Source organism: Waltera acetigignens (assembly GCF_025567015.1).
Classification (GTDB): domain Bacteria; phylum Bacillota; class Clostridia; order Lachnospirales; family Lachnospiraceae; genus Acetatifactor; species Acetatifactor acetigignens.
Genome location: NZ_JAOQJO010000012.1, coordinates 78,171 through 103,978, shown reverse-complemented (window position 1 = coordinate 103,978; position 25,808 = coordinate 78,171). Strand labels below are relative to the sequence as shown.

The following is a 25,808-nucleotide window of genomic DNA, read 5'->3' as shown; positions in this document are numbered from 1 at the left end:
TCAGCTATGAACTTACTTATTGTAGATGATGAATATCTGGTGGTAGAAGAAGTAGTTACAGTAACGGACTGGGAGCTGCTGGGTATTACGGAGATTTATTCTGCTACAAATGCAGTTAGCGCTGTTCGAATTTTAAATGAGAAAAAAATTGATATTATGATCTGCGATATTGAAATGCCCCAGACAGATGGATTGGAATTATCAAAAAAGGCAAAGGAAAATTTTCCGGATTTAGAAATCGTCATGTTGACAAGCCATGCGGAGTTTAATTATGTCAGAAATGCCTTGCGATACGGATGTTATGATTATCTGCTTAAACCGGTCATGGAAGATGATATTATTAAGGTGATGAAAAATCTTGTCACTAAGATTGAAAGAGAGCGTCATCAGGCGCAGTTACAGGAAGAAGGAATTGTATGGAACCAGTTAAAACCAGTATGGAAAGAAAAATATTGGGAGGAAATGCTCAGAGGACTACGTGATGATCCGAACAGGGAGTGTGAAGAATATGAGGAGAAGCAATGGAAAGAGGAGCAAGATAGAAGGCTGATCCCAATTTTATTTTATCAATATGCAAATGACAAAACAGAAGAAGACATAAAGCAGACCAGGAAGAAGGTAAAAGAGGACTTGGGAACAGTGGCTGGTGACTTTCTGCTTCCGGTATTGTCTCAAAAAGAATTTGCAGGCCTGGTTTTTATTTCAGACGAGTGGCTGAGTTCTGGCACTGAAAGAAATGGCATAATATTAAAAGATGCGATATTACAGCAATTTAAGACAGAAAGATTATACGAAAAAATTGGAATATGCATAGGAGAAGTGTGTACAGGGAGAGAAGTACAGTCCATGGTAGATAAGCTTCGACAGTTTGCATGGAATAATGTTTGCAGTAGAAGACAGATTTTGGATATTATAAATATGCCTAAAAACAGTGAAGCAATTGGTATGCCTGATATGACGCTATGGAAAGCATATATTGATAATGGCAAGACTGTGGAACTTCAAGATATAATCCGAAAATGGCTTTGGGGAAAAGACAATGAGGCCAAGTTAAATAGGAGAGCACTTCAAATGCTTCAGTATGATTTGGAACAGTTGTTCTATTCGACACTTCAGGAAAATGGAATTCAGGCACATCAATTTTTATATGATAGAGAAAATGGATGTAACAGAGTTACGGCAATTGGTTCACTGGAGGAAATGGATGCATGGATTGAGGAAACTATGGGAGCTGTTTCCAGGATCATGCAGGACGTATCGAACTTAAGTGGGATCAGGGAACAAACGATTTATTATATACAGACACATCTTGATGAAGAACTGAATAGGATAAAAGTTGCTTCAGCATTGTATTTAAATCCAGATTACCTGGATAGACGATTTAAAAAGGAAATGGGGTGTTCAGTAAATCGCTATATTTTAAGGGAACAGGTGAATATGGCAAAAGGATTGCTGTTAAACCAAAAGATTTCCATATGTGAGATTGCATCCCGGTGCGGCTATGAAAATATGTCTAATTTTTCTGCAATGTTTAAAAGAGAAGTAGGAATTTCACCAAATGAATATCGAAAAAACGGTGGGATGGAAAGCCCTGATCTTTAAGGATCAGGGCTTTTTGTATAAAAATCATAAGTGAAGGTCGAGTTTCAAGTAGAGTCAGAACATAATAACAGATTATACTATAGTTGATCCTAAATGAAAAAAATGATATGGAAAGTGAGGAACAAAATGTTTAATTTTTTTTCAAAGGAAGATAAACAACTATATAATATGTTAGGACATCTGAACATGGCTGAAAAAGAAATAAGCTTAAAGGATAACAGTGAAACAGAGATATATGAAGTTGCCTGTCCGGATGATGAATATGCTTTTTTGCATGAAGCAGCTATTATAGAATATCATGGAACGCTATTTGCTGCCTGGTATAATTGCGAGGAAAAAGAACTGATCGGACCTACTCCAATCAGACAAAAAAGGTCAAAAGACGGTGGAAAGACATGGAGTGATATTGAAACGGTAGCGGAGGATCAAACCGGCAAAATTTTGTTCTGCCCACCGGTGTACGGTATTTGTGAAGATAAACTATATATGCTTATTAATGAAATGGTATCAGCAGATCATATTCATGCTCTTGATCTTTATGTATTTCAAGAGGAAAAGGACTGTTTTGAATTTTTATGGTCCAAACCGATTCCTTTTAAGCTAAATACGAATGTGTATAAGATGGCAAATGGGAAATTGCTTTTGCCGGGACGTATTGCTGAACTAGATGGCTTCCCGAATACTCCGGCGGTACTTATTTCGGATTCTGGGAAAATAGATGATGATTGGAGATTAGTGTATATTCAGGAAAATGGAGACTTACCTGATGGTTCTAAGTTGGTACATCCGGAAATTACCGCAATCATAGAAGATAATAAAATTGCCATGTTTTCAAGAGATGACGAGCGAAAAGTTCCGCTTGTATATTTATCACAGGATTATGGCGAGACATGGTCGGATGCCTTTTCCTATGATATTCCTTTTTCAGATTCAAAAATATATGCGGGCACGCTTTCTGATGGTAGAAATTATATAATAGGAAATTGGTATCCGGGAAGAGAAAAACTTGTACTCGCATTCTCCAAACCCAAAGAAAGTACCTTTGAGACAGGCATTATACTACAAAATGGCTTTTCCGACAGATTAGGTTATGGAAAAGCGTGGTGTTACCCATGCGCCTATGAAGCAGATCATAAATTATATATTATATATACTGTATATTTAGAAAATGAAAAAAGAGGGGCTGCATTGTCCGTTGTTCCGTTGATATAACAGCTCCTGTATTTTTAAAGAAGATGCAGAAAACATGGATATAAGTCTGTTGGAGGAAACGATTATGTTGTATACGGAAACAAAGGAATTACAAAAATACAGGGCTTCAAAACGCCTATGGCAAGGAATCCCAAGCATTGAGGTGACAAAACGAGGAAGGATTTTCCTTACTTTCTATTCAGGTGGAGTCAAGGAAGAAATAGGAAATTATGTGATCGTAATTAAGTCGGATGACGGAGGGAATCATTTCTCGGAACCGATTGTTATTGTAAAAGAAGATAATGGAAGATGCTTTGACCCATGCCTTTGGATAGATCCATTGGGAGAACTTTGGCTGACATGGGCAAAGTGTCCGGACGATGGTTTATATGCATCTGTTTGCCGAGATCCTGATGCAGAGGAGCTGGTTTGGGGAGAAGAATTTCTGGTAGGCCATAATGTAATGATGAATAAACCTATAGTGGTGAAATCTGGTGAATGGTTGTTCCCGATTGCTGTATGGAATGATGGTATAAGAGTATTATCAGAAGAATATGATACTAAAATTACGGAAAAAGGCTCCTTTGTTTATGCTACCAATGATTGCGGGAAAACCTTTCAGAAGCTTGGCTTTGCAGACGTGAAAGACCGGCATTATGATGAACATATGATCTTGGAGATGAAGGATGGAAGCCTAAGAATGTTTGTTAGGACAAAGTATGGGATTGGCGCATCGAATTCTTATGATGGAGGAAGAAGCTGGAGTAAAGATTTTGACACTGGCTATGGTGGTCCCTGTTCGAGATTCCATATTACAAGATTGCGTTCAGGTAGAATCCTGCTGATCAATCATTTTAAGTTTAGTGGAAGAAATAATCTTACGGCAATGCTGTCAGAGGATGAAGGAAAAACGTTCCCTTATAAATTACTATTAGACGAGAGAGAAGTTTCTTATCCGGATGCAAAGGAAGCAGATGACGGATTTATCTATGTAACATATGATCGGGAACGTGGAAGTTATCTATCCAATATGAAAGAGGTGATGGCTTCCGCCAGAGAAATTTTAATTGCCAAAATAACAGAAGAGGATATTATTAGCGGATCTCTTGCAAACACAAATAGTTATCTGAAAAGGATCGCGAGTAAGCTGACGGATTATGATGGAGAGGACAAAGATCCATTTCATGAGCTGGATTTCGATAAAACAAAAAGCGTATAAAATTCATAAGTGAAGGTCGAAATTCAGGGAGAAAGAAATAATTATAAGAGATATAGTTTAATTACAAAAGATACAAAACATACATAAAAGGAAGGAGAAAATGATATGAAAAAGAAAATTGTAAGTAAAGTATTTGCCATATTGTTGGCAGCGTGTACAGTGCTTTCCGCATGTGGAAATGAAAGCGGTAATCAGAGCGTAGGTCAGACAGACAAAAGTGAAACGAATGACACTGTGCAGGAAGGAGAGGAACCATATACCATTGTTTATGCATTTGATGTATGGGTACAGCAGGCAGATTGGGATTTGGTAGAGGAGAATCTAAGTAACATTGTTTATGACAAGATTGGTGCCAAGGTTAAGCTTTTGCCTATGACAGGAGCAAACTATCAGCAGGAGGTTAATCTGATGATTACCAGTGGCGAAAAGCTGGATCTGGTAAATGCATCAGCCAGAACTACATTCAGTAGTGATGTCACTTCCAATAAACTGCTTGGGCTGGATGAAGAAACGGTTCGTAAATATGCACCGGATGCAATGGAAGTAATCGGCGACTATATGGAAGCTACCACAGTTGACGGAAAAATATATGGATTTCCGACCATACGTGATATGGCAAGTGCATACGGACTGATTCTTCGCAATGATATTATCGAGAAATATGGAATTGATGCTGATGCAGGATTAACAGTAGAACAATTAGATGACCTTTTTGCCAGAATTAAAGAGGGAGAACCGGACAAGTATGTAACGCAGCCGCAAAGCCAGGGAACCAGCATTCTGGAAAGCCTTTTTAAAACATATGATGGGCTGGGTGATACCATGGGAGTCCTGATGGATTGGGGACAGGGCGATCTGACCGTGCAAAATCTCTTTGATACAGAATATTACGAGGAGTGTGTGAGGAAAGCCAGAGAGTGGAATGAGAAGGGCTATATTCTTCCAGATGCTTCAACGAATCCTGATACAGGAGTAGCTTATTTCAAAACAGGAAAAGTGGCATCCACAATGTCCCTGATTCATCCGGGTGTGCCTACAGACAGCACCAATATGACAGGTATTCCATGCAGTACAGCAATTGTAAATCCGGCTTTTGGAAATACACAAACGGTTGGAGCTGTTATTCAGTCGATCCCTGTCAGCTGTAAGAATCCTGAAAAAGTGTTGGAGTTTGTCAATCTGCTTTATAGTGATGCAGAAGTATATAATGCGTTGGTATGGGGTATTGAAGGTACACACTATCAGCATGTAAAAGGAAGCGAAAAGTGGATTACTTATCCGGACGGTGTAACTGGAGAAACATCCGGCTATACTCTGAGTGCAACTTACGCTTTTGGAAATCGTTATCTGAGTTATATTTGGAATACGGATCCCGAAGATTTAAATGAAAAATATGAGGAATTTAATGATAATGCAATCAAATCTAAAGCGCTGGGATTTGTGTTTGACACCACTCCTGTGAAGGCAGAAGCGGCGGCTGTACAGGCAGTAATGGATGAGTATCGTCTGCCTCTGGAGAATGGAGTAATCGATCCTGATGAAAATTTACCGAAATTCCGACAGGCACTGAAGGATGCAGGGATTGATACTGTTATTGCAGAAAAGCAGCGGCAGTTAGACGAGTGGGCGGCAACAAAATAGGTAAAGTTTCTCGGAAAGGTCAGAGGTATAACACAACTGACCTTTCTATTCAAAGGAGCCTGGTATGTATAAAAGATTAAAAAAAATAAAAAAGCTTTTGCCACTATACATTATGGCTTTGCCGGCATTGGTTTATTTGTTTATTAACAATTATTTACCACTAACGGGTATGGTGGTAGCTTTTAAAGATTTCGACTACAGCAAAGGAATTTATGGAAGTGATTGGGCAGGCTTTAGAAATTTTTTGTTTTTATTTAAAAACTCAGTTGCTTTTATTATTACCAGAAACACAATATTGTACAATGTGGCATTTATTATAATTAATACATTTTTAGGTATTTTAGTAGCAATTCTTTTGAGCGAAGTGACAAGCAAAAAGGCTTTAAAAGTATATCAGACAGTGATTCTTTTGCCATATTTGTTTTCTATCGTCATTATCAGTTATCTGGTATTTGCTTTCTTAAGTACGGATGTAGGCTTTATTAATAAAGGGATCCTGGAGCCCTTGGGAAAAAGCACGATATCCTGGTACAATGAGTCAAAGTACTGGCCTATAATATTACCGATCGTAAATACATGGAAGTCATTTGGATTTCAGGCAACTATTTATTATGCCAATGTTATTTCTATTGATAAGTCTTACTATGAAGCGGCTCAACTGGATGGGGCATCAAAGCTTCAACAGGTACGGTATATCACACTGGTATTGTTGAAACCGGTTATTATAATGATGATATTATTGGCGGTAGGAAAGATTTTTTATTCTGATTTTGGTTTATTTTATCAGGTTACACAGAACTCAGGAGCAATATACAGTACTACAAATACAATAGATACCTATGTGTACCGCACATTGATACAGACAGGAGACGTGGGTATGTCTGCAGCAGCAGGAGTATATCAGTCAGTAGTCGGCTTTTTAATTGTTTTAATTACAAATTTGTTACTTCGGAAGATCAGCCCGGAAGATTCTCTGTTTTAGGAGGTGTGAGATGAAACGAATGAAAGTAAACAAATCAGCATTAGTAGCACATATAGTTTTAATTTGTTTCGTGCTTTTCTGTACTCTTCCTACGTTGTTGCTGGTAACGTCTTCTCTGTCGGATAATGATAGTGTGTTCCGAAATGGTTATTCCTTTTGGCCCAAAGAGTGGAGTCTGGAAGCATATCGCTATATGGCGACGCAGGGGCAGACAATATTCCGTGCATACGGGATTTCAATACTAACTACATTTATAGGTACGATTTCCGGATTGATGCTTACAGCCATGCTGGGATATACACTTTCGCGTAATGAATTACCCGGAAGAAAGATAATCAATTTTCTCGTGTTTTTTACATTGCTTTTTAACGGAGGTATGGTTCCCACCTATTTATTATATGTAAATACGTTACATGTCAAAAATACTATATTTGCATTACTTTTGCCAAATAATATTTTGGTAAATGGTTTCAATGTTCTGCTGGTGAGAACATACTTTAATAACAATACGCCTAAGGAATTGATCGAATCAGCTATGGTAGATGGCGCTAAGGAGTTCCGAATTTTCTTTAGTATTATTATGCCGATTTCGAAACCCATCCTGGCTACGGTAGGATTGTTGATTGGTATTGGTTATTGGAATGACTGGTATAATGGTCTCCTTTATCTTACGAATACAAAATTATTCAGTCTGCAAAATTATTTGAATAGAATTTTGCTGGATATTCAGTTTATGACACAAAGTATGGCAGGAAGCGCAGAGGCTGCCAATGCCTTGGGTAAAATGCCTACCATCACGGTTCGTATGGCAATTGCAGTAATCGGTATTTTACCTCTTATGATTATATTTCCGTTTTTCCAGTCCTATTTTGCAAGAGGTATGACAGTTGGAGCAGTGAAAGGCTGAGAAGTGTTTTAAAAGGAGAGCGAAGGATGAATATTGTAAATTATAAAGGAACAAATTTGCGAGTGTCAGATATAGCGTTGGGAGGTGGAGTGCTCGGGAGCCGTATTTCCGACCAGGCATCATTCGATATCCTCGATTGTTTTGTAGGAAATGGGGGTACATTTATTGATACAGCGAATGTGTATGGAAGGTGGAATCCAGGAAATCTTCCACTATCTGAATTATTGATTGGAAGATGGATGAAACAGCATAGATTGAGAAGCAAGCTGGTAGTTGCGACCAAAGGAGCCTGCCATGCACTTGAAACACCGAACATAAAAAGGCTGGCGCCGGAAGAGATACGAGAGGATCTGGAGAGCAGTTTGAAAAGCTTACAGACTGATTATATAGATTTATACTATTTACATGCAGATGATCCGAAGCGTGAGGTTGGTGAAATTATTGAAACTTTGAACAGCTTTGTCAGAGAAGGAAAGGTGAGATATTTTGCTTGTTCGAACTGGTCGGCAGAAAGAATGTGGGCTGCAGATGCTTACGCGAAAGAGCATAATTTGAAATCCTTTGTTGGGCATGAAATTATGTTCAATTTGGCAAAACCGAATGACGAGGCAGTGGAGGCAGCTGTACAGACCCATATGACAGAGAACATATATGAATATCACCAAAAAACCGGTAAACCGGTAACTGCATATACTTCTCAGGCAGCAGGATTTTTTGTATTACATAAGGAAGAGGGATTTCTCAAGGACGATAAATTTGCTTTCCCCAGAGATATGTTTTATAATGCGGAATCCTTAAAAAGAGCGGAGAGAGTAGACGAACTATGCAAGCTCACGAATGCCACTCCATTGGAAATAACATTAGCATATCTTTATGCGCAGCCTTTTCAGGTTATTCCGATCGTAGGACCTTGCAGGGTTAAGGAACTGGAAGAGAGCCTTCGTGCATCAGAAAAGAGATTAACGCAAGAGGAAGTAGAGTTTTTGTTTTCATAATGGAGAGAGCTGACTTAAATGACATTCTATTTTTGCAATACATTTGGAAACACATCGACAGATGGGATATATCGTATTGACCTGGGGAGAAATGACAGCAGGGAAACTTTGGCTGCACCACTGAAAAATCTGGAATGGGCGTGTATTGCGCCCAACGGAATACTGTATGCGGTAGGACAGGAAGAATCAGGGGGAAGTTATATTCAGTCGTTTTATTTGAAGCAACTTACAGGAGAACTGTTTTTTTTGGAGAAAAGCTGTTTCCCTTGGAGAGGGATCAGCCATATGAGCTTTTGGGAGCAGGGAAAGGCTCTTTTGATTGCTGTGTATGGAGAACAAATGGTTGTATCAGTGGACGTAGCGGAGGGGCGCATCGGCAAAGAATCTGGAAGGGTGATTTTCAAAGGAAATGGTCCGGTAGTTAGCAGGCAGGAAGCGTCTCATCCGCATTTTGTAAAGTGGATGCAGGAGGAGTGCTGGATTGCCGATCTGGGCGCGGATGCAGTATATCATAGTAGTGAGAGCCAACTTTGGGGAAACCGGGACAACTGGAGAATAGAGCAACAGCCCCGGGGATCAGGTCCAAGATTTCTGGAGATACATCCATTAGGAAAAATCGTATACCTCGTTACAGAATTATCGAATGAATTGATCGTGTTGGAGAAAAATTCAGACGGAGGTTTGAAAGAAAAGCAGCGTGTCAGTTTGCTCCCTGCCGGAGCACGAAAAAGTCTTTCTTCAATTTTGTGTCCAGATTGGACAAAAGGAAGATTGTTCGTAGGAGTACGGGGAGCTAATCTGATCCGGGAATTGGTCGTTGAGCAAAACGGAATGATCCGGGAAGGGAGAATTTTGCAAACACTGGGATGGCCCAGGAGCTTTCTGTATCTGAAACAGCTGGATTGTTTGCTGATTGCTGATGAAGAATTTGCGGAATCAACCGGAAGACTGGAGCTTTTTGATCTATGTGAGGGAAAACGTTTATGGGAAAAAAGAATGCCAAGAGCTTATCAAATTTACAACGGAGAGTACAATGACGAAACGGAAAGGTAAAGATATGGAGAAATGGATGAAGTGTTACGTAGGAACGAACTCCTTGAGAGGATCGAAAGGTATTTACACATTGGAGATAAATACTCAAAATGGGGAAATGAGGGAAGTTTCAACAGTAGAGGCTGACGATTCTGCATATTTATATGTTTCGGAAAAGAGAAAATGTCTGTATGCGGTTATGGAATCACTGGAATATAAAGGTGTACCGGGTGGAGGTGTTGCTGCTTATCACATAGAGGATAATAAACTTTCATTTTTAAATAGCAGATATGCTTATGGTGGCTGGCCATGTCATGTTATAGCGGATGAGGAAAAAGATAGTCTTTTAGTATCTGTTTTTCGTAATGGATTGCTGGTGGTGTACGGCATTAATCAGGATGGAAGCATTGGGGAGGAAAGACGAGTAGAGCATCACCAGGAACCAAATGGAAGGATGTCTCATATTCATGCATCCATGCCTACACCGGATGGAAAATATATTGCGGTTGCGGATTGCGGTCTTGATTATATATATCTTTATGATGCAAAAACGTATCAAAAAGTTTTCGAGTGGAAAGCACCGGAGGACAGTGGACCCAGACAACTCCGTTTCAGTCCGGATGGAAAATATCTATATATGGTATCTGAATTGAGCTGTCAAATTTTTGTGTTTGAGTATCAGCCGGATTGCAAAAATATGTTACGGAATGTCCAGGTAATATCGACGAGACGTGAGGATGGTTATGACCGGGAGAACTATACTTCGGCACTACAGATGCATCCATCCGGTAGATATCTTTTGGCTGGGAACAGAGGGCACAATTCAATTGTTGTCTATGAGGTAGATAAGGAAACCGGTTTGTTGATGTTGAAAGGACATACAATGTTGGCAGGTGATTTCTGCCGGGAGTTTTGTTTTGTACCAGATGGCTCTATGCTGATAGTGGGTATTCAGCATACAGATGTGGTACAGACCTTTTTCTTTGATGAAAATAAAGGGATTTTAAAGTGGAGCGGACAGGAAATTGTAATTCCCTCTCCTTCCTGTGTTATAATGGGCGACTCTGCAAAGTAATGTTGGCAGCGGTTAGAGATGCATTTGTAAGAACGTATAATTTGCGAGCTTATATATTTACTATATGAAGGTGTTGTATGCTTTTACTCCAAAAAATGATAATGTTTTTCTTGATTATGCTCATCGGATATATCTGTCGGAAAATCGGTGTGTTTAAAGATACTACAGGCAAAACAATTTCAAGTATAGTAATCAATATTGGAAATCCTGCGCTGATTATTGCCTCTGGTATGAATCCTGAGAGACTGGAGAATAAAGGAAAATTGTTGTTTACTCTAGGGGTTGCTCTGATCTATTTTGCAATTATGCTTGCTGTCGCGGAACTATTGCCCAGATTGCTTCATGCAGACAGAGAGGACTACGGTGCTTATCAGGTCATGACGCTTTTTTCCAATATTGGTTTTATGGGTTATCCTTTGCTGGATGTCATGTATGGCAGCAATGCAATAATTCACGCTGTAATCTTCAACTTGTTATATAATGTCCTGATCTATACTTATGGCATCCACAAAATGCAGATTGGTGGTTGTCAGAAAAATATAAATTGGAAACAGCTCGTGAATATAGGCGTAGGCTCTTGCATTATTGCGATAGTTCTGTATATCACCAATCTTCCGGTCCCATTGATCCTTGAAGATACAGCAACTTTCACTGGTGCCATCACAGGTCCGTTAAGCATGTTGGTCATTGGTGACTCTTTGGCGCAGACCCGGTTAAGAGATTTATTTACAGATGTGCGCCTACTCATTTTTTCTATAATAAAACTGGTATTATTACCGGCATTGCTTCTGTGGGGGCTATGCTTTTTTATCAAAGATCCTATATTCCGAGGCGTTTGTCTGGTAATGATGGCAACACCGGTAGGCAGCATGACAGTAATGTTGGCACAGCAGTACAATGGCGATTATCGGCTGACATCCAGGGGCGTGGCCCTGACCACATTGCTTTCCGTGATCACAATGCCGTTTTTGTTTTGGGTGTTGAAGCTATAGCTACCAATTTTCTGAGTGTAGTTCTATTCTGAATGTAAATATTTGTTTTTTGCGTTATCAAGATGTCGGGAGCAAAAGCTCCCGATTTTACTGTGTTGGCTATATTAAACTTTTTTGTAGAAAGTATCGCCATTGGAACCTAAAACAACGTCTGCTGCACGTATCTCTCCGGAAATTCATGCAGGTAAGTAAAGCATTCCTTCGGGGAACACAGTATACCATTCGCTGTGCAGGTGTTTTGAATCAGTGTCATAAGCTCTTTTGCATAAGGACTTGGAATATCGTAGGCATTTCCATAGGTGCTGACATATTTTTGCCGGATGCCGGGGAAATCACGATCCAGCGCCTGATAGAAATATTCCCGGTCGCCTTCCCGCAGCGTGACACCAACATCGAACACCAGAATTCCCTGAACTCCTGCCTGCAGGCAATAATCAAGCAAGCCTTCTATATTCTCCCTGGTATCGTTAATAAAAGGAAGAATCGGTGTCATCCACACAAGAGTCGGTATTCCCAATTCTTTACATCTCATCAACACTTCAAAACGCTCTCTCGTAGTAGACACATTCGGTTCAAGCTTCCGGCACAGCTCCTCATCATAAGTAGTGAGCGTCATCTGCACGACTGCCTTGGCCTTCTTATTGATAGATTGCAGCAGATCGAGATCCCGAAGCACCAGATTGGATTTTGTGAGTACCGTAACGCCATATTCATACCGGTCGATCAGTTCCAGACACTTCCTGGTCAATTGAAGCTCTTTTTCAGCGGGAAGATACGGATCGCACATGGCACCTGTACCGATCATACACTTGTGCCGCCTGGAACGAAGCGACCGTTCCAACAGTTCAGGAGCATTTTCCTTGACCTCGATATCTTCAAAGGCGTGTGTAAAACCGTAACATTTGCTGCGGCTGTCGCAATAAATACAGCCGTGGGAGCATCCACGGTAAATATTCATTCCGTTATTCTGAGATAAAATCCCCTTCGCCTGGACAAAATGCATGGCAATATTCTCCCTCATTTGATTGTATAACTTTATTTTTATATTAACATAGGAAAAGTGAGAAAACAAAAATAATTTTAACTAAAATTAAGTTAAAATAGCTAGCTAAATAAAGATAATAATGATACAATACAAGAACGGAGATTGGAAAAGCTTTACGATAAAACAATTATGGAAAGGAAAACTATTGATGCAGAAATTTGGTACAGAAAAATTTCATGGGGTGAATTTTGCGGTATTTCCGCACAAAGGCGTACTGGGATCTGGAGAAGCCAGAAAAAGTATGGAGGAAATGGCGCATAAGACCCACGCGAACTGGGTGATACTCACTCCCTCGGGGATACAGGAGACCCCTTATAGTGAAGAAATTTGTTTTGATGGGGAGAAAAGCTGCACGGATGAAGAACTGTGTGATATGATTCGCTTTGCGCAGAGTCTGGGATTAAAGGTGGCATTAAAGCCTACCGTGAATTGTGACAATGGTGTCTGGAGAGCAAGGATAAGCTTTTTTGATCATGATGTTCCCTGTGAACCGAAGTGGGGCAACTGGTTTGAAAGCCATATTGCTTTTCAGAAGCATTATGCACAGATCGCACAGAGGACAGGGTGTGAATTATTTCTTACAGGATGCGAGATGACGATGACAGAGCACCGGGAGACGGAGTGGAGAAAACTGATCGCAGAGGTCCGCACAGTATATGACGGGCCTGTCGGTTATAATTGTGACAAATACGGGGAAGATCATATTACATGGTGGGAGGCAGTGGATGTGATTGCTTCCAGCGGATACTATCCCATCGATGATTGGGAGAATCAGTTGGATCGCATTGAAGAAGTAGTTAAAAAATACCAGAAGCCTTTTCTTTTCTCGGAGGCTGGATGTATGAATATCCATGGTTCCGCACAGGTTCCAAATAACTGGGAACTGCGAGGGGAAGAGGATGATGCTGAACAGGCAGACTGGTACCTGGCAATGTTTTCTGCTTGCGAAAAACGGGACTGGGTGAAAGGCTTCGGAATCTGGGACTGGCCGGGAAGTATGGAATGGAAGAGTCCTTATGCGGTCTGTGGTCGCCCTGCGGAGGCTGTGATCGCAGAAGAATACAGCTGTCGTGGCAAGAACCGGAGATAAGAGGGCGGAACAGCGAAAATCAGAACGACAGATAAAACAATGCACAGGGAGGTATGGCAGAAAATGGAGCAGCCAACAAAGACAGTCAGTGTAGCAGCATTGCCGCAGGTACGGGTGTTGGGACGCACCACAGGAACGGACGTGGTGAATTTATTCTGGACCGGCAGCGGAATAGAATTTATCTATACCGGCAGTGAACTTCAGGTGGAGGTAAATGCCGATTACGACGCTTATGAACCGTGGCTTGCGGTGGAACTGAACGGCGTGCAGATCAGTAGAGTTCCATTAAATAAAGGGAAAAACGAAGTGTGCCTGTTCCGGGGGATGACGGTAGGAAAACCAAAGCATGTACGGATACTGAAGGAAGTACAGGCAATGCATCAGGATCCCGGGCATCTGTTACAGATTGTGGGATTGCAATATGCAGACGGTGAATTCCTGCAGTTGCCGGAGCCGAAGTACCGGCTGGAATTCGTGGGAGACAGCATTACCAGTGGGGAAGGTACGGTGGGAGACGCCTGCGAAGAGGATTGGATCAGCGCTTTTTTCTCAGCAGTGAATACTTATCCCTGTATGGTGGCAGACGCGCTTTCTGCGGAGTATCGTGTGGTATCCCAGAGCGGCTGGGGAATTGTCACCGGATGGGATGGAAATGTGGAGAATAAGATTCCTCCGTTTTACACACAGGTCTGTGGATTGCTCACCGGGGAGAGGAATGCTTCCTTGGGAGCGTTGGAAGACTATGATTTCGAAGCATGGCAGCCAGATGCGGTCATTATCAATCTGGGAACCAATGATGCCACAGCGATTCAGTCCGCAGCGGAACTGGGGCAGGAATGGGCAGGAACACGGGACATAGAAGAAGTTAAAGAGATTCTGACAACAGCTATCTGCGATTTCCTGAAAGTAGTGCGGAACAGCAACCCCACAGCACAGATCATCTGGGGTTACGGCATGCTGGGAGACAACTTTCTGTCCGTCATCCGGGAAGCTGTGGAAGGCTATGCGAAGCAGACCGCCGATTCCCGGATTCACTTTTTACATCTCCCCGACACGACACCGGATACCGTTGGCAGCCGCCTGCATCCCGGAGTGAAAGCCCATCAAATCACCGCGAAAGAGATTGAAACATATCTGCAAGCACTGTTATGGAAGAAATTTATAATTTCTTAAGAAAAATGTGACGTAAAATGTGACAACTCCGCGCTATATTGAAACCCATAGAAAGTAATTCATTTGGAGGGGCTGGCAATATGACGCAGGAAAATCGTTCAAGCAGACAGGCAGAGATCCATATAACGCAGATGCGGAGGAATCCGTATCTGGTGGATTATCAAACCGGGAAAAATATGGGCAGACATATGGGAAGGCGCACAGAACGGTCACAACACAGCACACCTGCAATGCCGCAGGAGGGCACAAGGACAAGAACATATCCTCAGCACAGTGTAGCACCCCGGCAGGAAAATAGAACCCACCAGCAGAAGCAGCGAACTGCGGATGCGGTATATGGGGAAAATGTATACAAAGACAATACCTACAATACCCGTGCCAGGCACCGTCTGGCGAGGGCGGAGAGACAGCGCCGCCGCAGACGGGCAAGAATCCGCAGATATATCCGGCTGACTCTGCTTAGTGCAGGAATTCTGGTAGGAATCATTGCGTTGACAAAGCTTCTGAATGTGCCTGCCGGTACTGCGGAAGCCAGCACACCGATGGAAGCAATAGACATGGCGCAGCAGGTGGAAAAAGGGATTGAGAATACTATAGGAACCCGGATTCAGGGACTGTCGGCGGAGACTTACGCAGCGCACCCTGACTGGACAGAGGATTTCCTCACGGTAAATGAATATTCCAGACCGGGAGATCCTTTGACGGAGGTGAATAATATTTTCGTGCATTATACTGCCAACCCCGGCACCAGTGCAGCACAGAACCGCAGTTATTTCGAACAGCTTAAGGACAATCATGAGCGCAGTGCCAGTGCGCATTTTATCATCGGCTATAACGGGGAGATCCTCCAGTGCGTTCCTCTGGATGAGATCGCTTATGCGGTGCAGACCCGTAACGAGGATTCCATCTCTATCGAATGCTGCTATAAGGCGGACAACGGACAGTTCACGCAGGAAACCTACGACTCCCTGATCAGGCTGTTGAGATGGCTGATCGACGCCTATGAACTGGAACCGGAGGATATTCTCCGCCATTATGACTGCGGTGGGAAAAAATGTCCCATATATTATACGGAACACGAGGATGCCTGGGACCGGTTAAAAGAGGATGTCAAAAATCTATAGAAAAGAGGAACTTTTCCCGAAAGGAAAGGTTCCTTTTAGTTTGTCTTGTTTTAAGAATGCAAGTTTGTTAGAATAGACGCATATGGAATACGATTTCCTATTCATTGGGAAAAGTGCTGCAGACAAAGCCCTAAAGGGCAGAAATGAGGAGTATCATGAATATTTTATCACCTTCAATTCTTTCGGCGGATTTCTGGAAGCTGGGAGAAGATATCAAAGCTGTGGAAGGAGCCGGCGTGCCCTGGCTGCATGTAGACGTGATGGACGGACTGTTTGTGCCTTCAATCTCTTACGGAATGCCTGTCTTGAAGGCAGTGAGACCCCATACAGACATGTTCCTGGATGTGCATCTGATGATTGAGAAGCCGGAGCGTTATGTGGAAGAGTTCGCTGCCTGCGGCGCGGATCTGGTGAATTTCCATCTGGAAGCCACAGAGGATGTGAAGGGATGCATTGAAAAAATACGTGCCACCGGCAAAAAGGTCGGCATCACCATCAAACCAGCCACCCCGGCAGAGGCAGTGGAGCCTTATCTGGAACTGGTGGATATGGTACTGGTCATGACCGTGGAGCCCGGTTTCGGCGGACAGAAGCTGATCCCGGAATGCCTGAATAAGGTAGCGGTGATCCGTAAAATGATCACGGACAGAGGACTGGCTACCGATCTGGAAGTAGATGGCGGCATTAATCTTGACAACGTAGCGCTGGCACTTGATGCGGGAGCTAATGTTATCGTGGCAGGTTCTGCTGTATTCAAGGATGACATCGCGGCCAATGCGAAGGCTTTTCTTGCGAAGATGCAGTAACATCGCCATAGGCAGGACTTGGGCGGGGAACGTCTTATGGAAGGCGCAGACTGTCGGCAGACGGTGACGGAAGGATAGACAGTTGTCTGCGGAATGGAGATTGATATGGAGTTACAGATATTACACGCAATACAAGAAATTCATCAGGGATGGCTGACGGACGTCATGCGTCTTTTTACCACCATAGGAGAAAGCGGGCTTGTATGGATTGCCATCGCCATCGTCCTGACATGTATACCGAAGACCAGAAAATGCGGTCTGACTATGATGATCGCAATGGCTATTACCTATCTGGTGGGGAATCTGTTTCTGAAAAATGTGATCGCCAGACCCAGACCCTGCGCAGTCGACAACAGTGTCATATTGAAGATCCCGTTTCCTTCTGAATATTCGTTCCCTTCGGGACACAGCTCCAATGGATTCGCCGGTGCAGTGACGATCTTCTGTTATTATCGTAGAGCAGGACTCTTAAGTCTGCTCATGGCGGCACTTATTGCATTTTCCAGACTTTACTTCTTCGTTCATTACCCGACGGATATCCTGGGCGGAATCTTATTGGGAACGCTGGATGCGCTGTTGGCGGTTTGGCTTGTGAAACACTTGGAGAACCGTGCAGATGCGCAGTCTGCATCGAACGCAGATAAAACCGAACACGTGCAGGAAAAATAAAATAACGGGACAGAAACCGGGATCAGACAGAAAGGGCAAAAACTTTGATGAACAGCAGAACGTTATGGAATGATAATTGGTATTTTGCCAAAACGGAATTAGGTGTGAAATGGGAAGACAGGCAGATCTGGGAAGCCAAAATGCAGCCGGTGGATCTGCCCCATGACTGGTTGATCTATGATACGAAGAATCTCTATGAAGACAGCATCGGCTGGTATCGGAAGAACTTTGCCTATGCCCCGGATAAAACAGGAAATGATGACCGTGTCATCCTCCGCTTTGAAGGTGGCTACATGGATTCTTCTATTTATGTAAACGGTGAGCACCTTGGCGACTGGAAATACGGCTATTCTACCTTTGACTGGGATATTACGGATGCTTTACATAAGGGAGATAATGAAATCGTTCTGCGTGTCGTATTTCAGGCGCCCAACAGCAGATGGTACAGCGGTGCCGGAATCTATCGGAATGTGTGGATGATCCGGCTGCCCAAGACACATATTCCTCTGGACGGCATCTATACATCTTCTGTTGAGACAAAAAATGGTTATGATCTGACCATCGACACGGAACTGGAATGGGGAACAGATAGTGGAAATTATGAACTGGAATACTGTCTGCGAGATGCTGATAACAGCAAAAGTCCCATAGAAACAGAAAACCAGGAGCTCTTCCGGGTAAAACAGCCTCTCACCTGTGGACAGAACAAGATATCCATAACGATCCCTGTGGATAATCCTAGAAAATGGGACATTACGGATCCTTACTTGTATGATCTGCAGGTATGCCTGTGGAGAGAGCAGGAGACCAACAGCCGGGAACTATGTCAGCAAGAACATTTCCGTATCGGTTTCCGCACCATGCAATTTGATCCTGCCAGGGGCTTTTTATTAAACGGCAGAAAAGTGCGCCTGAACGGTGCCTGCGATCACCATGACCTCGGAGCACTGGGAGCGGCTTTTCACAAAGAAGCCATGCGCCGGAAATTTGAACTCATGCGTTCCATGGGTGTCAATGCTGTGCGGACTTCCCACAATATGCCCGCTGTGGAACTGATGGAACTGGCGGATGAGATGGGATTTCTGATCGTATCCGAAGCGTTCGATATGTGGGAGATGGCAAAGAATCCTTATGATTATGCCAGATTTTTCAAGGAGTGGATGGAGAAGGATGTACGCAGCTGGATCCGCAGAGACCGCAATCATCCTTCCGTTATCATGTGGAGCATTGGCAACGAGATTCCGGATACCCATGCGGATGCCCATGGACAGGAGATCACCCGTAGCCTCCTTGCAGCAGTCAGAAAGTGGGATTACCGGAAGGTGGCACCGGTGACGATCGGTTCCAATTACATGCCCTGGGAAAATGCCCAGAAATGTGCGGATATCGTGAAAGTGGCGGGCTATAACTACGCGGAAAAATATTATGCGGAACACCATGAAAAGCATCCGGACTGGATCATCTACGGAAGTGAGACTTCCTCTGTGGTACAGAGCCGAGGGGTGTATCATTTTCCGTTGGAGAGGGCGAATCTGATCGAAGCGGACGAACAGTGTTCTGCGTTGGGCAACAGTACTACCAGCTGGGCGGCGAAAAATACGGAATACTGTATCACTATGGACAGAGATACCCCTTATTCCTGTGGTCAGTTCATCTGGACAGCCATTGACTATATCGGTGAGCCGACCCCTTATCAGACGAAAAACAGCTATTTCGGACAGATGGATACGGCGGGATTTCCCAAAGACTCCTACTACGTCTTCCGTTCGGAATGGACGGATGGGAAAAAAGATCCCATGATCCATGTATATCCCTACTGGGATTTTAATCCGGGACAGCAGGTGGACGTGCGGATCACCAGCAATGCTCCGGAGGTGGAACTGTTCGTAAACGGAGTGTCACAGGGAAAACAGCAGATCGATCATCAGAAAGGAACGGTATTGCAGCCTTCCTGGAAAGTACCGTATGCGCCCGGCAGTATCTGTGCCGTGGCATACGACGAAACGGGTAGGGAGATAGCCAGACAGGAGAGACATTCCTTCGGCAACACAGATCATTATGTATTAAAAGCAAATAAATCAGCCTTGCATGCTGACGGCGAGGACATGATCTTTGTGGAGATCTCAGCGGAGGACCGGGACGGATATCCTGTGGAAAATGCCTCCGATTATGTGAGAGTGACCGTGGAAGGTGCTGGAAGACTGGTGGGACTGGACAATGGTGACAGCGCCGATTACGATGCCTACAAGGGAACCGTACGTAAGTTGTTCCAGGGGAAATTACTGGCTATGATCGCAGCAAAAACTACGCCGGGGGAGATTCGTGTGACTGTGGAGGATGCATGGGCAGCCACAGTGAACAGCATGACCAATGAAACCGGTACTGGAACAGCAACGGCAGCTGCCGGGCACCGCACGGCGACAGTGACGTTACAGGCAGTCGAAGCACCGATTCGTCCCGGTGTCTGCGCAACAGAAGAAAACAGAGAATATCCGCCCGCCTTTGTGGATCCCGGATTTGTTCCGGTGCGGAAACTGGAAATGAGCGCTCCCTATATGAGATTGACACCGGAGAAGCCGTATGTATTGCTACATACCCGTATCTATCCCATGGAAGCCACAGACCGTAAGCTTCTCTGGAGCATTACTGATGCTTCCGGTATCCCCAGCCCTGTGGCAAAGCTGGCGGAACTGGAAGACGGCGAGAGCATCCGGATCACAGGCGTCAGTGATGGCAGTTTTCAGGTAAGGTGTATGACCTGTAACGGAACAACCAATATTAAAATGATTTCCCAACTTGACTTTGCAGTGGAGGGCATGGGACAGACGTTCCATTCTCCGTATGAGCCGGTGACGGGTATTTCTTATGTCGGAAGTTTTGGCGGAGACGTAAGCCGCGGAGTGGAGAACAGTGCCGGAACGGACAAGGCACAGCCTACCGGACTGGTCTATGAAGCGTTAGACTTTGGTGAATTCGGAAGTGACGAGATCACGCTGTCCATTTTTGCCAACGATAATGATCCCCACCGGATTCAGATATGGAAGGGAGAGCCCGAAGAGAGCGGTTCCGGGACACAGGGAACACTGGTGGGTGAAATAACCTATCAGAAGCCGGGCATCTGGGAAGTCTTCCAGCCGGATACCTTCGTATTGCCCCGGAGATTAAAGGGTGTAACAAAACTGACAATGGTGTCAGAAGATAAAATTTTCCTGAAAGAGTTTCATTTCACCAGACAGGAAAAAGCTTATGCAAGACTGAGTGCTCTCACGGACGGAGTTACCTATGGTGACAGCTTTGTGAGAACCGGGGATGCCGTTGAACAGATCGGCAATAATGTCTCTCTCGAATTTACGGATATGAACTTTGGAGAAGCGGGAACCGATAGCATTGTCATCTGCGGAAGAACTCCTTTACAGCAGAATACGATCCAGCTTAGGTTTACCGATGGAGCTACACAGGTACTTCCCTTCCCGCACAGCGAGGAATATAGGGAACTGCGTTTCCCTCTGGAAAGAGTGACAGGAGAGCAGAATGTGACCTTCGTTTTCCTGCCGGGATGCAATTTTGATTTCAAATGGTTCCGGTTTGAAAAAAGCGGATCTGAGGAGTAAGCGATAACTATGAGCAAATGGAACAGAAAAATATGGGCAGCAATACTGGTGGTGGGAATGACAGCGTCTCTGACTGCCTGTGGAGGCAGCAAAGGAGAAAACAGCAATGCGTCTGCTGCCGGTACACAGAATGAGACTGCCACCGTACAGGATGAGAGCACGGACAGTAACACTGACAGCACCGGCAGTACCACGTCTCTGGTGCAGGACAACCGGGTACTGCAGATCCCGGACGACAACTACCGTACCTACTATGAGCTTTTCGTATATTCCTTCTATGACAGCGACGGTGATGGCATTGGAGATCTACAGGGCGTACTGGAAAAGCTGGATTATCTGAATGACGGTGATGATACCACAGATATGGATCTGGGAATCAATGGTATCTGGCTCATGCCGGTGATGCCCTCCGTCACCTATCATAAATACGATACCACGGATTATGAGAATATCGATCCGCAGTACGGCACTCTGGAAACGTTTCAGGAGTTGCTGACGGCCTGTCATGACCGTGGGATCCGTGTGATCCTGGATCTGGCAATGAATCATTCTTCCAGCAGCCATCCCTGGTTCCAACAGGCTGCGGAGTATCTGAAGAGCCTGCCGGAAGGGGCGGAACCGGATAGTTCCGAATGCCCGTATGTGGATTATTACCATTTTTCCAGAGAATACCAGGGCGGGTATGCGCAGCTGGATGGAACGGCCTGGTATTATGAAGCGAGATTCTGGGACGGAATGCCGGATCTGAATCTGGAGAATGAGGCGGTACGCCGGGAATTTGAGCAGATCGCGGACTTCTGGCTGGATATGGGTGTGGATGGCTTCCGACTGGATGCGGTGAAAGAGTATGTTACCGGATCCACAGAGGACAATGTGGAAATTCTAAGCTGGTTCGCGGATTATGTTCATGGCAAAGATCCGGAGAATTATCTGGTGTGTGAATGCTGGACGGATCAGAATACCTATGCCAAATATTATGAGAGCGGCGTGGACAGCATGTTTGATTTTGCTTTTGCCGACAAGTCCGGTATCATTGCCAATGTGATGAACGGTAAGGCATCGGCAACATCTTATGCAAAGAATCTGGAAACAGAGCAGGGCATGTATGCGCAGTACAATCCGGATTATATCAATGCTCCCTTCTACACCAATCATGATATGGGACGCAGTGCAGGCTACTATGCCGGGGAGAATAGCGAAGCTCAGACGAAAATGGGCAATGCCCTTAATCTCTTAATGAATGGCAATGCATTCCTCTATTATGGGGAAGAACTGGGCATGAAGGGCTCCGGCAAAGACGAGAACAAACGGGCCCCCATGTACTGGAGCAAGGACGGCAATGCGGAAGGCATGTGTAAGGGCCCGGCAGATATGGATGATTTCCGGATGAAATTTGACAGTCTGGAAGAACAGCAGGAGGATCCCGATTCCATCTATAATTATGTGAAACAGGTGATCCGTGTCCGCAACCAGAACCCGGTGATCGCCAGAGGCACCACCGCTTATCTGGAGCAGTATTCCGGTGAACAATGCTTTGCCCTGACAAGAAGTGACGAGAACAGCAGCTTATTGATGTTAGGCAATACTTCTGCGGAGACCGCAACAGTAGATCTGAGCGGACTTACGATAGGAAAGACGGCAGCGGAGGAGCTGGTACTGCTTGGGGAGCTTTATACCGGAGAAGAGACTGCGGAGCGTACCGGTGCAGAAATCACGCTTCCGGCCTGGTCGATCCTGATCCTGGGAGAAGAATGATACAGAAAAAAGAATACAGAAATAAAAAACAGGTCTGTGGGCGAACCCTACAGACCTGTATGCTTTCTTACAAAATCTTCAAATTCGTTTACCGGTAACGGCTTCGAGAAGTAGTAACCCTGAATATCATCACAGTGAAGATTCTTCAGAAACTCTACCTGATCCGAAGTTTCTACCCCCTCTGCGGTAATAGTCATACCGAAGCTCTGCAGCAGCTGCGTGATGTGCAACAGCAGCTTTTCACCGTTCCGGTCACCAATGTAATCGATCAGACTCTTATCCAGCTTGATTGTATCGAAATGCATGACATTCAGCGAAGACAGAGAAGAATATCCGCTTCCGAAATCATCCAGCAGTAGAGTAAATCCCGCTTCATGGAACTGCTCGATCAGGGAGGAGATATCACTGTTATTAATGGTAGCACTCTCGGTGATCTCCAGCGGAACATATTTCGGATCCAGCTGGAAAGAATTCAAAAGCTCCCGGTACTTATCTACCACATTGCTGTAGTATAGGCTGACTCTGGAAATATTTACAGAAATCGGATACAATTTTGCTCCAGCCTGCAGCCATCTCTGCTGTTGTGCGCACACCGTGCGGAACACATATTCGTCCAGTGTTGTGATATTACCGTTTTTCTCAAATAATGGAATGAACTTGCCGGGAGAGAGCATGGTGCCGTCGGGGCGCTTCCAACGGATCAGAGCCTCCGCTCCCAGAATGTTTCCGGTGACGGGGTCTACCTTCGGCTGATACCACAGCTGGAATTCTCCGTTCTTCAGGGCATCTTCGAAGACATCTTCCATCAGACGATCCTCGGAGAGCTGTTTGATATCCAGCTCATCATAAAAAGCATAATGCCTGGTACGTTTTCCTTTTATCGGATACATGGCCTGTACAGCCTTGCCGTAATTCTGTTCGATTTCCTTATGATCGGCGGTCTCATAGATGCCGCACAGTGGGAACAGTTTCGGAATATTAAGCTTTGTGGACAAATTGGAAATATCCTGACACAGGCACTCCAATCTGGGTTCTAAGGTACACCGGTCATTATCCCGCAGGAACAGGATGAACCGGTCTGCATTGATGTGGGCAGAAAATTCACCCAGATGTGTACCGGTTTGCAGGATCTTCCATACTTCCAACAGTGTTTCGTCACCCTTGGCCACACCACAGGTATTATTGATCAGCTTGAAATCCTGAAGATCCAGGGCAACATAGAAGCCGCTGTCTCCGCCTCGGTGGGATAATTTCTCCTTGAAGCAGGCAAAATTATCACCATTTGTCAGAGGATCCACATAAGCCAGACGATATAACTGCCTGCGCCGTGTCCGGATACTGTGCACAAAAGCAAAAGTACCGACTCCGGCGATCACAATGATCAGCAGGATCAGCAGCCGCACCTGAAACAATATCGGAGCGGAACGACTGGAAAGTACCTGATCGGGAACAATAGTCAGGGCGAACCACTGTCTGTCGCTGCGGAGATTATCCATTGCAGCCGCATAGTAATAATACTTCTGACTGCCTCCATAGAAATAACCACCGTTGGAAGAAGAACTCTGAAGCAGCGTATGCAGATCCTGCAAGGGCTGGTCGTTACGGGCATCCTGAGTCAGATAATCGGACATACGGTCGGCTTCCTGCAGGGAAGCCGGTGCATTGGAAGATGTGGCGATCAGGTCACCGTCCTGATTTACCAGACAACTGAATCCCTGATTATTAAAGGATTGCACGCCTAAAATTTCTTCAAAATGCTGGTTCCGATAGGTGGCAAATAAAACACCGATAATGGAATCACTCTGATCATATACGGGAATGCTGAATACATTGATGGGCTCCGGAGTACCGAGGCGATCCTGGAGGGTATTGGTAATACCAGGAAGTCCCTGCATACCATCCTTAAAAAAATCTCTGCTGGACAGATCCTGTACATAGCCATCGGTGCTTATCACCTGACCGTCCGGTGAGACGAAACCGATCCGTTTAAACTCATAGGTGGAGACAAAAGATCCCAACTGTGCAGCAATGGATTTTGCATTGACTGCATCCGGGGAAACGCTGATCGCATCGGCAAGGCTGTATAATAAGTTGAAGTTTTCACGGAGCTCCTGTTGTACGATCAGGGCGTTCTGCGTGGCAACATCCCGGAGAGTGGACTGTACTTCTTCCGCTGTATCCTGTGTGATCTGGGCAGAACTCCACATAACTGTGGAAATTACCAGCACCAGAGCAATGCTCAGAATGATCAAGGCCTGTTTTGGTAATTTACTTTTTTTCATTTTATATCCTCTTATGTATGTTATAAAAATTACCTTATATAATATACCATTATACACATTTACGATTGCATGGCAACAAAAACTGCATTGACAGTCCGGATTTCCTGTGCTACTGTAAGAATACGCAAATGCAATGAGGAAGAGAGTATTTATCATAGAAGTTTTACAGAGAACATTCCGTAAGGCTGAGAGGAATGGAACGGACAGATAGAGAAGATGGCTTCTGAGCGGCGCACCGAACGGATACCGGGGAGAATAGGAACGGTGGAAGCAAGGCTGCGACAGGATCCGCCTGTTACAGCGGATAGGGTTACGGACCCGAAGAGGTCTGTGTTGCGAAACGCAGACGAAGAGAAGTGGTAACACGAGACAACGCTCGTCTTCTTGAAGAACATAAGGTTCTTTGAGGAGACTTTTTTATTGCAACAAGGTCACAAGTCAAAAATTACGATGTGCTTGCACAAGAGTAATTTTATGACTTGATGACCTGCCCCGATATGAGCATAAAAGTGGAGCGTAAGCTTCACGATATGCGAATATTGGGTTGGATTGTGAGAGTGCGGAGCACGGAACGATCCGTTGGAATTAAAATAAATAAGAAAAGGAGAATGTGATTT

General features: G+C 44.4%; 19 protein-coding genes. 17 read left to right on the top strand and 2 right to left on the bottom strand.

Features of this window, described 5'->3' with window-relative positions; all coding sequences use genetic code 11:
- Window positions 1–6 precede the first annotated feature (6 nt).
- From OCV96_RS12125 to OCV96_RS12080, 10 genes are all read left to right on the top strand, one after another.
- Window positions 7–1,602, top strand: a complete 1,596-nt coding sequence (locus tag OCV96_RS12125; RefSeq protein ID WP_262594643.1) for a response regulator transcription factor — start codon at window positions 7–9, stop codon at window positions 1,600–1,602.
- A gap of 126 nt (window positions 1,603–1,728) precedes the next feature.
- Complete coding sequence (locus tag OCV96_RS12120; RefSeq protein ID WP_262594642.1) at window positions 1,729–2,814, top strand: exo-alpha-sialidase; 1,086 nt, start codon at window positions 1,729–1,731, stop codon at window positions 2,812–2,814.
- Between the two features lie 34 nt (window positions 2,815–2,848).
- A complete protein-coding gene (locus tag OCV96_RS12115; RefSeq protein WP_262594641.1) occupies window positions 2,849–4,012 on the top strand; it encodes a sialidase family protein in 1,164 nt (387 codons plus the stop codon).
- Between the two features lie 105 nt (window positions 4,013–4,117).
- Entirely contained in the window at window positions 4,118–5,653 is a 1,536-nt protein-coding gene (locus tag OCV96_RS12110) for an ABC transporter substrate-binding protein (RefSeq protein WP_178015793.1), read from the top strand.
- A gap of 64 nt (window positions 5,654–5,717) precedes the next feature.
- Window positions 5,718–6,635 carry an ABC transporter permease gene (locus tag OCV96_RS12105; RefSeq protein ID WP_117569116.1) on the top strand — a complete coding sequence of 306 codons (918 nt, stop codon included), beginning with the start codon at window positions 5,718–5,720 and terminating at the stop codon, window positions 6,633–6,635.
- A 10-nt stretch (window positions 6,636–6,645) separates the two neighbouring features.
- Complete coding sequence (locus OCV96_RS12100) at window positions 6,646–7,542, top strand: carbohydrate ABC transporter permease (protein ID WP_022312721.1); 897 nt, start codon at window positions 6,646–6,648, stop codon at window positions 7,540–7,542.
- 26 nt (window positions 7,543–7,568) lie between these two features.
- Window positions 7,569–8,537: an aldo/keto reductase gene (locus OCV96_RS12095; RefSeq protein ID WP_178015797.1), complete on the top strand. Its 969-nt coding sequence runs from the start codon at window positions 7,569–7,571 to the stop codon at window positions 8,535–8,537.
- An 18-nt stretch (window positions 8,538–8,555) separates the two neighbouring features.
- Complete coding sequence (locus OCV96_RS12090; protein WP_022312719.1) at window positions 8,556–9,590, top strand: lactonase family protein; 1,035 nt, start codon at window positions 8,556–8,558, stop codon at window positions 9,588–9,590.
- Window positions 9,591–9,594: 4 nt separating this feature from the next.
- Complete coding sequence (locus OCV96_RS12085; protein WP_262594640.1) at window positions 9,595–10,644, top strand: lactonase family protein; 1,050 nt, start codon at window positions 9,595–9,597, stop codon at window positions 10,642–10,644.
- Between the two features lie 77 nt (window positions 10,645–10,721).
- Window positions 10,722–11,636, top strand: coding sequence for an AEC family transporter (locus OCV96_RS12080; RefSeq protein WP_262594639.1), 915 nt, complete (start codon window positions 10,722–10,724; stop codon window positions 11,634–11,636).
- A gap of 139 nt (window positions 11,637–11,775) precedes the next feature.
- Here the strand turns inward: OCV96_RS12080 and OCV96_RS12075 are convergent, their stop codons facing one another.
- The gene (locus OCV96_RS12075; protein WP_262594638.1) at window positions 11,776–12,639 is read right to left on the bottom strand and encodes an SPL family radical SAM protein; all 864 of its coding nucleotides are present in this window, start codon (window positions 12,637–12,639) and stop codon (window positions 11,776–11,778) included.
- A gap of 190 nt (window positions 12,640–12,829) precedes the next feature.
- Here OCV96_RS12075 and OCV96_RS12070 point away from each other — a divergent pair, with 190 nt between their 5' ends.
- The 7 genes from OCV96_RS12070 (at window position 12,830) to OCV96_RS12040 (ending at window position 22,909) form a co-directional block, all read left to right on the top strand.
- Window positions 12,830–13,771 (top strand): glycoside hydrolase family 113, encoded by a 942-nt coding sequence (locus OCV96_RS12070; RefSeq protein WP_262594637.1) that lies wholly within the window; start codon window positions 12,830–12,832, stop codon window positions 13,769–13,771.
- A 63-nt stretch (window positions 13,772–13,834) separates the two neighbouring features.
- The gene (locus OCV96_RS12065; protein WP_262594636.1) at window positions 13,835–14,944 is read left to right on the top strand and encodes a GDSL-type esterase/lipase family protein; all 1,110 of its coding nucleotides are present in this window, start codon (window positions 13,835–13,837) and stop codon (window positions 14,942–14,944) included.
- A gap of 80 nt (window positions 14,945–15,024) precedes the next feature.
- Window positions 15,025–16,068, top strand: a complete 1,044-nt coding sequence (locus OCV96_RS12060) for a peptidoglycan recognition protein family protein (protein ID WP_262594635.1) — start codon at window positions 15,025–15,027, stop codon at window positions 16,066–16,068.
- A gap of 155 nt (window positions 16,069–16,223) precedes the next feature.
- Window positions 16,224–16,874: a ribulose-phosphate 3-epimerase gene (rpe, locus tag OCV96_RS12055; protein WP_262594634.1), complete on the top strand. Its 651-nt coding sequence runs from the start codon at window positions 16,224–16,226 to the stop codon at window positions 16,872–16,874.
- Between the two features lie 105 nt (window positions 16,875–16,979).
- Window positions 16,980–17,543: a phosphatase PAP2 family protein gene (locus tag OCV96_RS12050; protein ID WP_262594633.1), complete on the top strand. Its 564-nt coding sequence runs from the start codon at window positions 16,980–16,982 to the stop codon at window positions 17,541–17,543.
- Window positions 17,544–17,590: 47 nt separating this feature from the next.
- Window positions 17,591–21,154 (top strand): glycoside hydrolase family 2 TIM barrel-domain containing protein, encoded by a 3,564-nt coding sequence (locus OCV96_RS12045; protein ID WP_262594662.1) that lies wholly within the window; start codon window positions 17,591–17,593, stop codon window positions 21,152–21,154.
- 9 nt (window positions 21,155–21,163) lie between these two features.
- Entirely contained in the window at window positions 21,164–22,909 is a 1,746-nt protein-coding gene (locus tag OCV96_RS12040; protein ID WP_262594632.1) for an alpha-amylase family glycosyl hydrolase, read from the top strand.
- A 47-nt stretch (window positions 22,910–22,956) separates the two neighbouring features.
- Here the strand turns inward: OCV96_RS12040 and OCV96_RS12035 are convergent, their stop codons facing one another.
- A complete protein-coding gene (locus OCV96_RS12035) occupies window positions 22,957–25,191 on the bottom strand; it encodes a GGDEF domain-containing protein (protein ID WP_262594631.1) in 2,235 nt (744 codons plus the stop codon).
- Between the last annotated feature and the right edge of the window lie 617 nt (window positions 25,192–25,808).